Raw genomic sequence first — 15,001 nt, 5'->3', positions numbered from 1 at the left:
TTACACAATTGGGTTCTGTTGTATTAAAGAGTAAGCAGTATGCTAAATACTGAGTATAGAACGTCTGACAGATAAAACCGACTTGTTCGGTTTTATTTTTTTATAGATTTATATGTTCACAGCGCACCTGAACAATCCGGTAATTGCAAGAATAGCAATCACTAAACACGTTCTGTCTTCTGTGAAAATACGTTGATCAACGTTTTTCTTATATTTGCATTTGTATATATAGGATAGTTCAGGTATATTCCATTCAATCGTTCAAATTCAAACTTGATAATGTTAAAATAAATGTTGTAAAAGAGATAGACATCGAAACGGATGTCAAATTAGAGGAGCCAGGGGGAAGGCCAGTCATGTCCAGAACAGATTACCCAAAAGAAATGGCCAAACCTCTGCTTCCGCTGCGTGAAGCGATGGAGCAGACAGGGGACCATACGGCTGTACAGGCTTTAACGGATTTAATCAGCAAGGCGGAAACGAAACATCTGACGATTGCGTTCTGTGGTCATTTCTCTGCAGGCAAATCGAGTCTCATCAACAGTTTGTGCGGTAAGCGGGTGCTGCCTTCAAGTCCCGTGCCAACAAGTGCGAATGTGGTATCCATACGTAATGGTAAGCCGAGAGCGCTGATTTATACTACGCCAAACGTAAGCGCTGACAATGGAGCAGGAACACTTGAAGTTTCTCCAGAGGAATTGGAGGCGTATTGCAAAAATGGGGGAGCGTACAGCTCCATTGAGGTATGGGATGATATTCCCTTGCTGAAAGATGATGCTGTTCTGCTGGATACACCCGGTGTGGATTCTACAGATCGTGGGCACAGTCTTGCGACCCATTCCGCGCTCCATCTGGCGGATGTGGTCTTCTATGTCATGGACTATAATCATGTCCAGTCCGAGACGAACCTTTCATTTGCCAAAAGTTTGTCGGATTGGGGCAAACCCTTGTTTTTGATCGTGAACCAGATCGACAAGCATCGGGAACGTGAGCTTTCTTTTGAACAATATACCGAAGGGGTCGAAGCTATATTTGCAGCCTGGGAAGTTAGATATGACGGACTGTTGTTTACTTCCCTCCGCGACAAGGAGCATTGCTACAACCAGTGGGATATGCTGCCGGAACTCATTGGACACATGATGCAAGAAAAGGAAGCGTTAATTACGCACAGTTTGGCAAGTTCGGCCAGTCATGTAACGGAGCAGCACCTGACGAGAGAAGCGGAGAAACGTGAGGATGAAGAACAATCTCTGCTGGATGAGATCGGTGGTAAGGAAGGAATTGAACGCTTGGAACGGGAGCTGGAGCTTCTCGATCAACAAGCAGAAGACATTCGTACCGGGCCTTCGCGAGTGCGTGAGAAATTCCGGGCAGAGCTTGAGCCTCTTCTGGCGAATGCAAATCTTACTCCTGCGGATATTCGCGCGTCGGCTGCTGCCTATTTGGAGAGCCGCAAACCGGGTTTCAGGGTAGGCTTATTGTTCTCAGGCGGCAAAACCGAGCAGGAGAAACAACGCCGTGTTTCTGAACTGGTGCGTTTATTACAGGATCAGACTTCCGGACAAGTGGAAGTACATATTCGTACGATGCTTAGGCAGCTGGGTGAATCCCATCAGATATGGGGAGCGGAGTGGGAGCAGGCGCTCAATACGGAGCTTCCTGCTGTGGATGAAGCACTATTGGAGATGAAACGCAGTGCCAGTGCAGAGGTATCTCCCGAGTATGTGATTCAATTCAGTAAAGATGTGCGGGGCGAGATTGAGGCCCGCTATCGCAGGTCGGCCATGATGCTGGCCGACCGCATGCTTGAAGCGCTGGGTGCGCGAGGCGAAGCCGCGCTCCAGGCGCTGGACGCCAGCCGCGCAGCGCTGCTGGCGCAATCCGCGGCGGCGGCGCGCTACACGGCGCTCCAGCGCAGCGCCGCCGCAGAGGCAGCAGGGCTGCGCAGCCTGCTGCCTGATGCGGGCCCCCTCCCCTCCGGGCTATTGCCGGAGGTGAAGGGCCGGCACGTGCCCGCGGTGCCTGGACCGGGCGAAGCTCCCGGTCCGCATGCGGGCACGTCAGCGTCTGTGGCTACGCAGCCACAGACGCCAGAGGCACCGCCAGCGCAGCGCGCAGTCGCGGCGGCGGTGCCAGGGCCAACGGCAGCGGCTGGCGCTGAACGCCGCCGACGCCTGGACGCAGCAGCTGCACGGCTTGAAGCCGCTGCTGCGCTGGTAGAGCCGTACCCCGCCATGGGGTCGGCGGTACGGGATCTGCGTGCACGCGCGGCTTCGCTTGCGGGCGGCACGTTCACACTCGCGCTGTTCGGAGCGTTCAGCGCCGGCAAATCCTCCTTCGCCAACGCGTTGCTGGGCGAAGCTGTACTACCCGTCTCGCCGCATCCAACAACAGCGGCGATTAACCGGATCATGGCTCCTGCCGGGGGCGCGGAGCATGGAACAGCCCGGGTCCGCATGAAGACCCGGGACGCCTTCCAGGAAGACCTCGCCTATTCCTTCCGTTTGCTTGGACTGGGTGAGCCTGGAACCGAGTGGCAGAAGCGAGTACGTTCCCTCTCGCCACAGGATGTGCATCCGGCGGGGCGCCCGCATTACAGCTTTTTGCAGGCGGCAGCAGCCGGCTGGGAAGAAACAGCGGACCAGTTGGGCCAGGATGTACTGGTGGATCTGGAGGGTTACCGTAATTTTGTCGCAAACGAGAAGAAGTCCTGTTTTGTAGACAGTATTGATCTGTACTACAGTTGCGATGTGACTGAACAAGGCATTGTATTGGTAGACACACCAGGAGCGGACTCCGTGAATGCTCGTCATACGGGTGTAACCTTCAATTATATGAAGAATGCGGATGCACTCATTTTTGTGACGTATTACAACCATGCTTTCTCACAAGGCGATCGGCAGTTCCTGAATCAGTTGGGACGTGTTAAGGATAGTTCTGCCATGGATCAGATGTTCTTTGTTGTGAATGCTAGTGACTTGTCTTCCTCCGAGGAAGAACTGGAGCAGGTTCTCGATCATGTGAGCACCCAATTGCGCAGTAATGGAATTCGGGCACCACGACTCTTCCCCGTATCCAGTATATTGGCGATGGAAGGCAAGATGGCAGGTGATTCAAAGCTGCTTGAGCAATCCGGATTTATTCGTTTTGAGGAAGAGTTCAACCAGTTTGCAGGCAGAGAATTAGCCGATCTTGCCGTAGGCGGAGCTTCCGAAGAGATGGCACGTGTCATTCAGCGGCTGAAGAAACGCGCGGAGGATGCGGCTCAGGGAGAGGAAGCTTTGCAGCAGCGGCGGAATGAACTGGAGACGATCCAGGGACAATCACGCCAGCGCATCCAGCAACTTGCAGCACGATCCATGAAGGAAGAACTGTCACAGGAAACAGCAGAACTGCTCTTCCATGTGAGGCAGCGACTTGCCTATCGCCTTGGCCTATTCATGGCAGAAGCATTCCATCCATCCGTACTTCGGGAGGATCGGGGCAATCTGAAGACGGCTTTTGCGGCCTGTGGACGTGAACTGTTGCGCATGATTGCGATAGAACTTGAGCAGGAACTGCTTGCGACCACCCTCAGACTTGAACAGACAGGTCAGACTTGGCTGACAAAACAAGTTACAGATTGTATAGATGACGTCAGACAGTTATCAGGTGGGGTGGATGTGTCACTGCCACTGACCGAGCGCTGGAGTACACCTGTGCTTGAAGAAGTCCGTCTGGAAGAACCGTCTGGATGGAAAAGCTATTTGAATTATTTCCGCAATCCGAAACAGTTCTTCGAAGGGGATGGGCGTCAGCGGTTACAAGAGGCGCTTGATCCGGTCCTCAAACAGATGATCATTGAAGTTCTTCCTGCTGCGCAAGACAAACTGATTCAGTTTTATGACAACCAGCTCAGTCAGTCATTGCAACACCAATCCCGTCAGTTGGAAGAACGTCTGGACGAGGCAGTGAGCGGAATTCAAGATACACTGGAGAGCGGAATTCCGGCGGAGCAATGGACCAGCTTGTCCAACCAACTGGAACAGATTGAACACCGTTAGAATCGCGGCATAACGCGTATTCTCTGGAAGTCTTTGTAAAACAAAATGAATGATACAGCAACACATTGAAAATGTTGCGAAAATCAACCTAAAAAGGCCCCTGCCGAAAAGGCATATAGGGAGCCTTTTTTTGGTACGAACAACCTGAAATAAAGAGAATATTCAAACATTTGATTGAAAGGTGGGTATTTACCTTCATTAATGCGTCAATAAGCTGAAAGCAGGCAGAATATGGTCTGTTATTCGCTTTGCCGCGAATGGGGTACGGTGATAAACTTCATAAATGTTCATAGTATTTTTGAACGACATAAGAGGAGGAGAAACATGGATGTTCTTAGGCAACTGCAAATCTTTTTTTGGGAAAAGCGAACGTATTTATTTGTATCAATCTTGTTCCTCGCCTTAGCGACCGCACTTGGGTTGGTGTATCCGTACATGCTGAGGATACTGATTGATGATGTTATTGTTCCGCGCACTTTTGAAGACGTTCCCATAATTGCCTTAACTGTGTTAGGTGTAGTGATTTTAAAAGCAGGAATGCAGTTTTTACATGGCTTTTTTGGAGGACGCTTGGGTAACTTCCTGGCGTACAGACTTCGTAACGCATGTTATGAAAAGCTTCAATTTTTATCCTTCCGTTATTATGATACGGCCAAGACAGGTGATCTGATGTCCCGCCTCACGGGAGATTTGGAAGCCATCCGTAACTTTATCGGATTTGGTTTCGCCCAGATTCTCAACATGGTATTGATGGTCGTATTCGGCGCAATCATGATGATGACCATGAGTTGGCAGCTTACACTGTTCACGCTCATATGCATCCCATTACTTGCCTTCGTTGCGCTGAGATTCGAATCCAAAATTCACCCTGCGTTTCAGGAGATGCGGCTGGCGCTCAGTTCACTGACGACAGCGGTACAGGAGAATATTACTGGCGTGCGTACGGTAAAATCCTTTGCACGTGAGCCTTATGAAGTGGAGAAGTTCTCCACACGCAATGAGCGTTACAAGACGAATCAGATTCATGCCGCAACATTGTGGAGTCACTATTTTCCGATCATGGAGATTCTTGCTTCGGTGAGCATCGTGCTGTTGCTGGTAATCGGTGGAAGAATGGTTATACAGAATACGCTGACACTTGGTGAACTCGTTGCCTTTTTCAGTTTGATCTGGTACATAATCGGTCCAATGTGGAATCTGGGGTTCCATATCAACAACTATACGCAATCGAAAGCTTCAGGTGAACGGGTGCTCGAACTGCTTAATACGCCAGTGGATGTGGAAGAAACGCAAGATCCGGTCATTGTGGAAGCAGACCAAGTGAATGGTCATGTGACATTTGATTCCGTTACCTTTGCCTACGGCAACAAAATGCCAGCGGTAACCGATATTAATTTTGATGCTGCACCCGGTTCTGTAATCGGTTTCCTCGGGGGCACAGGGTCAGGTAAATCGACGATCATTCAGCTTCTGATGCGTGCATATAACGTCAACTCGGGTACGATTAAGCTGGATGGCAAAAACATCAAAGATATAGGCATTCGCAGTTTGCGGAGTCAGATCGCTTCTGTTTTCCAGGAGACATTCCTGTTCTCATCCAGCATTCGCAATAATATTTCCTACGGACTCAAGAATGTCACCATGGATGAGATTATCCGTGCAGCCAAGCTGGCCAAGGCTCATGACTTCATTATGGAGTTCCCGGACGGATATGACACGGTGGTTGGTGAACGCGGCATGGGATTATCGGGTGGACAGAAACAGCGGATTGCGATCGCAAGGGCTTTGCTGAAAAATCCGAAAATTCTGGTACTTGATGACGCAACAAGCGCCGTGGACATGGAGACGGAACATGAGATTCAATCTGGTTTCCAGGAAGTTATGCGCGGTAGAACTACATTTATTATTGCACACCGGATATCTTCACTAAGACATGCAGATGAGATTCTGGTGCTGGATGAAGGTCGCGTGGTACAACGTGGCAAACATACCGAACTTATTGAAGTACCTGGACCATACCAGGATGTTTATAAAATTCAATACGCAGATTATATTGCCCGCGGTAAGCGGGAGGCTGGGGAGCAGGTGAATTCATGAGTGCCGAGACGATAGCAGACAGGCGCGAGGCCAAAGGGGCCTCCGAGAAGAAACTGAATGAACGATTTGTGTATCAGGATGATGAAATTATTGAAAAACCGTTTAACTGGAAAGAATTTGGACGTTTATTTGCATACATGAAACCTTATGCGAAACAACTGTTGCCACTCGTTATTCTAATGATGATTCTGGGTACCATTACGAAATTATCCGTACCTTTTCTGATCAGTCTGGCGATTGACCGGGCCATCGCACCGGCCACAGGGCTGCCAAGTATGACGATGCTTTATCTGATCGCAGGCTCCATATTCGTGTTGTATCTCATTCAGTGGGCTGCCAATACGTACCGGATCAAATTGACGAACATTATTGGACAGCGCGTTATCTACGATCTTCGCTCGGATCTGTTCAAGCATATCCAGAAGCTGTCCTTTAACTTTTTTGACAAAAGACCGGCAGGTTCCGTACTGGTGCGTGTGACGAATGATATTAACTCCCTGCAGGATCTGTTCACGAACGGTGCAGTTAACGTCATGATCGACTGCGTGCAGCTGCTCGGCATCATTGTGATCTTGCTGTTGATTAACTGGAAACTGGGTCTTGCCGTAATCATTACGGTGCCGATCATGTTTATCATCTCGACCAAACTGCGGGTGCTGATCCGTCGTGCCTGGCAGGATGTTCGCATGAAGAATTCCCGGATTAACTCTCACTTGAATGAATCCATTCAAGGGATTCGAGTGACTCAGGCGTATACACAGGAAAAAGAGAACATGAAGTATTTTGACAACATGAATCTGTCCAGCAAAAAGTCATGGGATAAAGCATCAGCGATGAACCAGGGCTTCGGACCACTGATCGAGATTACCGGCGGATTCGGGACATTAATCCTTTTCTGGTTTGGTGCCTATCTGATTCAGGATGGTCAGTTAACCGTAGGGTTACTTGTCGCTTTTGCCAACTATGTCGGCAACTTCTGGGACCCAATCAACCGTCTGGGACAGATGTACAATCAGCTATTGGTTGCGATGGCATCATCGGAGCGTATCTTCGAATTCATGGATGAAAAACCAAGTATTGCGGATAAACCAGGTGCCAAGCCACTTCCTTCTATTAAAGGAGATATCGCATTCGAAAACGTGGTGTTCGAATACGAGAAGGGCAGACAGGCGCTGAAAGGAATCAGCTTCTCGGCGGCTGCGGGACAATCAATTGCACTCGTTGGTCATACCGGTTCAGGTAAAAGTACGATCATCAACCTGATCAGTCGTTTCTATGATATATCCGGTGGACGTCTCACCATTGACGGACAGGATGTGCGGGATGTAACGGTAGAGAGTTTACGCAGCCAGATCAGTATTGTCTTGCAGGATACCTTCATCTTCTCGGGTACGATTCGTGACAATATTCGATTTGGACGATTGGATGCAACGAATGAAGAAGTGGAAGAGGCCGCCAAAGCAGTCAATGCGCATGAGTTCATTATGAAGCTGCCTGGCGGATATGATACCGAAGTGGAAGAACGAGGAAACGTATTATCCATGGGACAACGGCAATTGTTATCCTTTGCCCGTGCGCTGCTTGCCGATCCTCGCATATTGATTCTGGATGAAGCTACTGCCAGCATTGATACCGAGACAGAGCTTAAAATCCAGGAAGCACTGAAGGTATTGTTGCAGGGAAGAACGTCCTTTATGGTCGCTCACCGTCTCTCCACCATCCGGAATGCAGATAACATTATTGTCCTGGATCATGGTGAAATTAAAGAAGAGGGCAACCATGAGCAGCTTATCCAAAAACAAGGCGTATATAATGGATTAATAGAAGCTCAATACAGATTTTTGTAATAAGACCTTCGGACGGCTTTTAAAGTTAAAGTGTCTGAGCGCATATGAACGTATAATACTCTGGCGTTCTTTAGCCTGATCCTCAATAATAAGTGCATTTTATTTATTGAAGACAGGTTAAGGATAGCCGGAGTGTTTTTTTTATCTTTAGTTCGTGTGGTATGTTATGTTTTTAAGAATGAAATCAGCATAATCGTTTAAGTCTGGAGGGAGATCAATGCAGATGGACAACAACGAAATAGACTCAAAACATTTTGATCACCTGGATCATATGAATTTTAGGCTCATTCAGGTGAATTATACGACTGATCCTGCGACGGAGTGGCTTCTGAGGAAACACTTTATTGAAACTTACATGTTATTATTTGTAGCGAGTGGCCAAGGTTGGTTAAAGATAGATGGGACTTTCATTGAATTGAAAGCAGGCGGACTGTACATAGGTTTTCCAGGGCAGTTGATTGAGGCAAATGTGCATTCGTTGGATGAACGAGGCGTGTATCACATGAGTTTTGATGTCATGTACGCACTGGAGCAGGAGGGTGGAACAGCCCTTGATATGATGAAGCAACTTTTACGTAATGAAGTGAATGGCGAGGTCAGCTCATCTTCTCCCATTGCCGTTGGCGTGATCTGTCAGATGATTTACCACCACACAATGAAGAAGGATGGCTTGCAAAGGTACTATGGTCAGATACGTTTTCAGGAACTGTTGTATACCCTGTTTTACGACGTGGCCTGTGCAGAAAAGACGGATCTGGCTTCACCGATTGAACATGTTAAAGCCTACATGGAGCAGAATTATTCCAAGAGATTAACTATTGAGGAATTAGCAAATGTGGCACGAATGAGCCCTCGACACTTCATGCGTTTATTCAAGAAAAGGTATGGCTACAGTCCAGTCGACTATTTAACGCTATATCGAATGAAACAAGCCCAGATCTTAATGAGAAATGATCACAGTTATCGACTCAAGGATGTGGCATCGTACGTGGGGTACCAGGATGAGACGTATTTCCGGCGTAAATTCAAGCAAATCTCCGGCGTTCCACCGGCAGCGTTTATACGTAATAGCAAACAAAAAATTGCAGCGGTTCATTCCCTGAGCATTGGTATATTGCTTGCATTGCAGATCATTCCATGTGCCGCGCCGGCAAGTCATCCATGGACATATTATTATAGACGTAAATATGAAACGGACAAAGTTATGCCACTTGCTGAGAGTGAGACCACCTGGCTGGAACAGCTTCGATTAGTTAAGCCTGACTATATTATTACGATTGGGACGGAGTCTGAGGTTTTGCAAAGTCAGCTTCATTCCATTGCTCCTGTGTGTGACCTCCCGTGGGAAAAAGGGGATTGGAGAGAGCATTTGAGAGTTGTTGCAAGTTTTTTGGACAGGTCTGATATTGCAGAGGTATGGCTTCAAAGATATGAAGAGAAAGTAACGGTCATAAAGAATCAGCTTGCGGATTCCATACGAAAAGACAAGCTAGTTGTACTCAAATTTTGTGGCGAAGAGTTGCGAGTGTTAGGCCCAAGGAGCATTGCTTCCGTTTTTTACATTGATATGCAAATGGATGGTCCCGAAGGAATTGAAACTTATTGGGAACGGGGAACAGTGAGCATTAAGGAGTTGTCTGTTCTTAACATTGAAAGAATATTACTGATTGTGGGTGATGATGAGACATCCAGGCTGACATGGTCTGTTGTGCGTAAGTCTGAAGAGTGGCTTGAGCTGTTAGCGATACAGAATGGCGTAATAGATGTCCTTTTGTCGAGCGTCCTGTTGGACTACACGGCGTTTACCCACGAGCTTATGTTGGATGAAATATTAAAGTTATGGCAAGATCGTCCATGGCAAAAAGTCTGAATAGTCAATATCATGCCTGAACATATTTGATTATACTACTCCTATATCGTAGTGATAATGATAATTATTATTGATTAGACATTGTCATATATTAATGACCTATAGGGGGTACATACAGAATGAGATTCAGATGGTTAACCGTCATATGTACAATGATGTTGATGCTCGTTATTTCGGCTTGCGGGGCAGCAGGTAAAGAAGCGTCCAAGATTGAAGGACAAGAAGCGGGTACCACCAATTCTTCAACGACAGAAGCAAGTCAGGTGAAGAAAGTGAACACGGAAATGGGAGAGATTGAAATCCCGATAAACCCACAAAAAATAATGGGTCTGTCTGTGGTATATCCAGAATTTTTATATTCACTTGGGATCGTACCCATTGCTGTACAGAACTATCATGAGGAGTTTCCTTCTTACTTACAGGAACCGTTCGCAAACACGATGAAAATGGGAATCGGAAGAACACCTAATTTTGAAGCCCTCATGGAGGCAGCTCCGGATTTAATTATCGCTCCTGACTGGTGGTCCAAAAAGGATTATGATCAGCTTACGCTGATTGCACCTACCGTACTTTTACCACAGCGTGATGATTGGCGTGATGAACTGCGGGATATGGCCAAAATTCTGGATAAAGAAGAGCAGGCAGAAAAGGTTATTCAGGATTTGGTCGCTAAGGAGAAGATAGCTGCTGACAAATTGCATAAGCTGATCGGTGAAGAGACTGTTCTCTACATTAGAGTGATGGAAAAAGAAATTGTACTGCATGGAGAGAATCTTGACCGAGGAAACTTTGTCCACAAACGATTGGGAATGAAACCACTTCCTAATTTCCCGAAAGATCAAACGGCCATGTCCGTATCCTTGGAAGTACTGCCTGAATACGACGCAGACCATCTGATCGTTCAGCTGGATGATGAGACTAATCCGGAAATTAAAAAGAAATTTGAAGATATGTTATCGTCATCGTTATGGAAAAATCTGAAAGCATTTAAGCAGAACCATGTTTACATGGTGGGTGGCAAGGAATGGTTCAACCTGGGAATGTCCCCGATTGCCGACGAATATGTCATTGATGATATTGTAACTGCTTTTGAAGAAAAAAATAAATAAGGCAAACCGTATGTTACCAGAATCTCTCTAATTCATAACTAAATTAACAGGGTGTGTTCAAGATGAATGAAGAAGATATCTACGATGTAACCATCATTGGAGGCGGACCTGCCGGCATGTATGCGGCTTTTTATGCAGGGATGCGTGATATGAAAGTAAAGATCATTGAAGGTAAAGACCAGCTTGGTGGTTTTCTGCACACCTATTCGGAAAAAACAATTTGGGATGTAGGCGGTCTGCCGCCTATGAAATGTTCGAAGTTGATCGAGTGGCTTGTTCAGCAGGCCAATACGTTTAACCCGACGGTAGAATTGAATTGTAAAGTGGAAAGGTTCACTCGAATGGATAACGGAATATGGAGGATGTATACCACTGGAGGAGAGATACATTATACTCGTACGATCATTGTTGCAGTAGGCCGTGGTATCGCAGAGCTTCAGAAGCTGGAGCTTCAGAAGCCGATTGAATATGAGCAAGAGAATCTTCATTACACCGTGCAGAATCCAGAACATTTTTCCGGGAAGCGTGTACTTATTTCGGGTGGAGGCAACAGTGCAGTAGACTGGGCAATTGAACTTGCTCAACTTGCTCGCAGTGTAGTTGTAATTCACCGGAATAATGAGTTCCGTGCAATGGAACGAAATGTCAGTGAGATGAACAATATAACGGATGTGAGAACACCATACAGCATCACGCAGCTTCATAATAATGGTAAGCGAATCCAGCAGGTTGTGATTACGCATATGGAAAGTCAGGCCAATGTCGTGTTGGAAGTGGATGAAGTCGTTGTTAGTCACGGATATAAAAGCAATCTAAGTGATCTGGCCAGTTGTGGGCTGAAGATGGACGATGGAATGGTTCGAATGAGCCACCATGCACAGACGAGTCATCCAGGTGTTTTTGCAGCAGGGGACTGTTCGACCCACGAGAGCAAAGTCAGACTCATTGCCGGAGCCTTTAATGATGCGATTGTTGCAGTCAATAGTGCGAAGCAATACATGACTCCAGACGCACCCAAGATGGCTTACGTTTCCTCACATAATGAAATTTTCAGAGAAAAAAATCGACAAATCCCAAGATTTTAAATTTGGGATTTGTTTGTGCACCCCGATTCTCTGAAATATTAAAATCTTCCCTTTTAACTTTTCCTTAATTCTGGGAGGAATGGAAAGAGTATCGAATCTGTGAGCGGTAATTGTAAAATTTGATCGAAAAAACACAAAAAATCTTGTAAAATTCACAAGAAAAATAGGGAGCACTCTTGCAATCTTTAACCAAAACCCCGAAAATAGAGAGACAGATATATAGAAGATTTCTCTTTGGGAGGATTGGAAAGAACATGTGGGGTGCTCCTTTTACGGCTCAAGCCAAAAAAATGCTGCTATTAGGCAGTGGAGAATTGGGAAAAGAGGTCGTTATTGAGGCCCAACGACTGGGAGTAGAGACGATCGCTGTTGATCGTTATGAGAACGCACCTGCAATGCAGGTCGCGCACCGGTCTTATTGCATCGACATGCTGGATGCCGAAGCTTTGAAACAATTGATCCGTAAAGAAAAACCTCATTACATCGTACCTGAGATTGAAGCTATTGCAACAGAAGCTTTACTGGAGCTTGAGGAAGAGGGATTTTGTGTAGTACCTACTGCCCGTGCTGCACGTCTAACGATGGATCGCGAAGGCATCCGTCGTCTTGCAGCCGAACAATTGAAACTTCCGACAGCTGATTACCTTTTTGCGGACAACCTGGAACAACTTCAGGAAGCCGTACGTGAGCTTGGCACACCTTGTGTCATTAAACCATTGATGAGTTCTTCCGGCAAAGGCCAGAGTGTATGCCGTACACCGGGGGATGTGGAGGATTGCTGGAACATTGCTCTTTCGGGAGCTCGTGGCAAATCCGTTCGTGTCATCGTGGAGAGCTTTGTGCAATTTGATAGTGAGATTACATTACTTACCGTCAGGTCTGTATCAGGCACCGTATTTTGTCCTCCGATTGGCCATATTCAAAAGGATGGGGATTATGTCGAATCGTGGCAGCCTCATGCAATGACGCCTGAGCAATGGAAACAGGCTTGTCATATTGCCAAATCCGTTACGGATGAACTTGGCGGCTATGGACTGTTTGGAGTGGAATTGTTCCTAACATCGGATGGTGTTGTGTTCAGCGAGGTATCTCCTCGTCCGCACGACACAGGTATGGTTACAATGGTGACGCAAGACAGTTCCGAGTTTGCGCTGCATGTACGTGCAATTCTTGGTTTTCCGGTCACAGGTGTACATCTGTTGACACCGGGAGCTTCAGCAACGCTGAAAGCTAATGATGAAACATCTGACTTTACTGTAGGCGGGATTGAAGAAGCACTGGCTCTTCCTCGTACTCAGATTCGTGTATTTGGCAAACCTGAGACGAAGGTAGGACGCCGAATGGCTGTAGCGCTAAGTGCTGGCCAAGATGTGGAAGAAGCTCGTAAAACAGCGGTGCAAGCCGCTAATATGCTGAAAGTGGAGGTAAATCATGTCCAATAATGTTGAGGCCCCTGTACTGATGATCCGAGAGTGTGAACTGCGAGATGCTGAAGCGGTAACAGGATTGATGCGAGAGGTCAGCTATCCGACAACAGCTAATGTCATGAAAGAACGCATTGAATGTTTGGAAACTAATCCAAACGCATGCATGCTTGTTGCCGAAGTGGATGAACAAATTATTGGTGTGATTGGCTTGCAATGTGTGCAAAGTCATGCCTATCCAGAACCTGCCGCACAAATTACTTCCCTGATTGTAGGTCAAGAACATCGTGGTGGTGGTATTGGCCGTCGTCTGATGGCTCGTGCCGAAGATTGGGGCAGACAGCAAGGTGGTAAACAACTGTTTGTCACGGGTGCGAACCGTGAAGTGACTTCAACAACGTACTCTTTTTATGAGCACATTGGTTTCCAGAAGAGAGGCTATCGGTTCAGTAAGGTTCTTCTATAGTATAAAAAGGTCTTTCCTACAACATTAAATTCTCATGATATCCTGATCTGCATGTTCTGATGTAGTGACTGATAAATAAATGGTGAAGCGACATTCGACTAGCTTTGTTAGTCTGAATGTCTTTTTTTTTATGGCTAAAAAATGACAAAAAAGTTACTTTTCCATATTTTATAGGTTCACAATCTCTTGTTGAATTGATATACTGCTAGAGTATTAATTACAAAGTTGTAATAACTAATTTTAAGGAGATGAATGAATTTGAAAAAGAAATGGATGAAAACTGTCGTAACGAGTAGTCTGACAGCCGTACTGGCCGTAGGTGTAATGCTCCCTGCTTCCGCGTCTGCTGCAGATTCAACATATAAGACTACCACAACGTATAAAATTACAAGTACAGACAGCCTGAAAGCATATATCGAACAGTGGCTCAAACAAAACGGATACACTGTATCCGAGGGACAAATTGTAGAGAAGCCTGCTACGCAGCCTGATCAAACGACCAAACCTGCTGAGCCGACTACAAAGCCAACTCAGCCGACAACTAAGCCTGAGCAACCGGCTAAACCAGCACAACCAACACAACCAACACAAGAAGAAAAACCGGCAACCACGCCAGCTAAAGATTCTTCAAACACAGGTAATACCGGTAACAATACAAGTAATAATGGCAGCGAAAGCACACAATCCGACTTTGCTACGCAAGTTGTAAAGCTTGTGAACGCTGAGCGTGCCAAAGCAGGTCTGAGCGCACTGACTTCAGATGCTCTTCTGGACAAAGTAGCTGTAGCCAAAGTAAAAGATATGAGCAACAATAACTATTTTGATCACCAGTCACCGACGTATGGTTCTCCGTTTGATATGATGAAACAATTCGGAGTAACTTACAGCTATGCAGGTGAGAACATTGCCAAAGGACAAAAAACACCTCAGGAAGTTGTAACAGCCTGGATGAATAGTGCAGGACACCGTGCCAATATTCTGAGCAAAAACTTTACACATATCGGTGTAGGGTTCTACAACGGATACTGGGCTCAAGAGTTTATCGGTAAATAAGTAATTA

9 protein-coding genes are annotated in these 15,001 nt (G+C 46.5%); all 9 read left to right on the top strand.

What is annotated here, in order from left to right; genetic code table 11:
* Positions 1 to 356 precede the first annotated feature (356 nt).
* The 9 genes from MKZ12_RS18620 (at position 357) to MKZ12_RS18580 (ending at position 14,994) form a co-directional block, all read left to right on the top strand.
* Positions 357 to 4,043: a dynamin family protein gene (locus tag MKZ12_RS18620; protein WP_339256083.1), complete on the top strand. Its 3,687-nt coding sequence runs from the start codon at positions 357 to 359 to the stop codon at positions 4,041 to 4,043.
* A gap of 324 nt (positions 4,044 to 4,367) precedes the next feature.
* Positions 4,368 to 6,140, top strand: a complete 1,773-nt coding sequence (locus tag MKZ12_RS18615) for an ABC transporter ATP-binding protein (RefSeq protein ID WP_339235070.1) — start codon at positions 4,368 to 4,370, stop codon at positions 6,138 to 6,140.
* Positions 6,137 to 7,987, top strand: coding sequence for an ABC transporter ATP-binding protein (locus tag MKZ12_RS18610; protein WP_339235068.1), 1,851 nt, complete (start codon positions 6,137 to 6,139; stop codon positions 7,985 to 7,987). The genes MKZ12_RS18615 and MKZ12_RS18610 overlap by 4 nt, the downstream gene beginning before the upstream one ends.
* Before the next feature lie 217 nt (positions 7,988 to 8,204).
* The gene (locus MKZ12_RS18605) at positions 8,205 to 9,857 is read left to right on the top strand and encodes an AraC family transcriptional regulator (RefSeq protein WP_339256081.1); all 1,653 of its coding nucleotides are present in this window, start codon (positions 8,205 to 8,207) and stop codon (positions 9,855 to 9,857) included.
* 119 nt (positions 9,858 to 9,976) lie between these two features.
* Positions 9,977 to 10,966 (top strand): ABC transporter substrate-binding protein, encoded by a 990-nt coding sequence (locus MKZ12_RS18600; RefSeq protein WP_339256079.1) that lies wholly within the window; start codon positions 9,977 to 9,979, stop codon positions 10,964 to 10,966.
* A 62-nt stretch (positions 10,967 to 11,028) separates the two neighbouring features.
* Positions 11,029 to 12,051: an NAD(P)/FAD-dependent oxidoreductase gene (locus MKZ12_RS18595; protein WP_339256077.1), complete on the top strand. Its 1,023-nt coding sequence runs from the start codon at positions 11,029 to 11,031 to the stop codon at positions 12,049 to 12,051.
* A 254-nt stretch (positions 12,052 to 12,305) separates the two neighbouring features.
* On the top strand, positions 12,306 to 13,493 hold the full coding sequence (gene purT, locus MKZ12_RS18590) for a formate-dependent phosphoribosylglycinamide formyltransferase (RefSeq protein WP_339235059.1): 1,188 nt from the start codon (positions 12,306 to 12,308) through the stop codon (positions 13,491 to 13,493).
* Entirely contained in the window at positions 13,483 to 13,941 is a 459-nt protein-coding gene (locus tag MKZ12_RS18585) for a GNAT family N-acetyltransferase (RefSeq protein WP_253438357.1), read from the top strand. Before purT ends, MKZ12_RS18585 begins: the two co-directional genes overlap by 11 nt.
* Before the next feature lie 258 nt (positions 13,942 to 14,199).
* Positions 14,200 to 14,994 (top strand): CAP domain-containing protein, encoded by a 795-nt coding sequence (locus MKZ12_RS18580; protein WP_339256075.1) that lies wholly within the window; start codon positions 14,200 to 14,202, stop codon positions 14,992 to 14,994.
* Positions 14,995 to 15,001 lie beyond the last annotated feature (7 nt).

The organism is Paenibacillus sp. FSL R5-0713 (assembly GCF_037973325.1).
Lineage (GTDB): Bacteria > Bacillota > Bacilli > Paenibacillales > Paenibacillaceae > Paenibacillus.
The sequence above is the reverse complement of the archived record's forward strand: the minus strand, read 5'-3'. Positions and strand labels throughout refer to the sequence as shown.

Excerpts from the sequence above, each read along its gene's own strand:
- purT (WP_339235059.1), top strand. The coding sequence starts at position 12,306 with ATGTGGGGTGCTCCTTTTACGGCTCAAGCCAAAAAAATGCTGCTATTA.
- MKZ12_RS18595 (WP_339256077.1), top strand. The coding sequence starts at position 11,029 with ATGAATGAAGAAGATATCTACGATGTAACCATCATTGGAGGCGGACCT.
- MKZ12_RS18585 (WP_253438357.1), top strand. The coding sequence starts at position 13,483 with ATGTCCAATAATGTTGAGGCCCCTGTACTGATGATCCGAGAGTGTGAA.
- MKZ12_RS18610 (WP_339235068.1), top strand. The coding sequence starts at position 6,137 with ATGAGTGCCGAGACGATAGCAGACAGGCGCGAGGCCAAAGGGGCCTCC.
- MKZ12_RS18605 (WP_339256081.1), top strand. The coding sequence starts at position 8,205 with ATGCAGATGGACAACAACGAAATAGACTCAAAACATTTTGATCACCTG.
- MKZ12_RS18620 (WP_339256083.1), top strand. The coding sequence starts at position 357 with ATGTCCAGAACAGATTACCCAAAAGAAATGGCCAAACCTCTGCTTCCG.
- MKZ12_RS18615 (WP_339235070.1), top strand. The coding sequence starts at position 4,368 with ATGGATGTTCTTAGGCAACTGCAAATCTTTTTTTGGGAAAAGCGAACG.
- MKZ12_RS18600 (WP_339256079.1), top strand. The coding sequence starts at position 9,977 with ATGAGATTCAGATGGTTAACCGTCATATGTACAATGATGTTGATGCTC.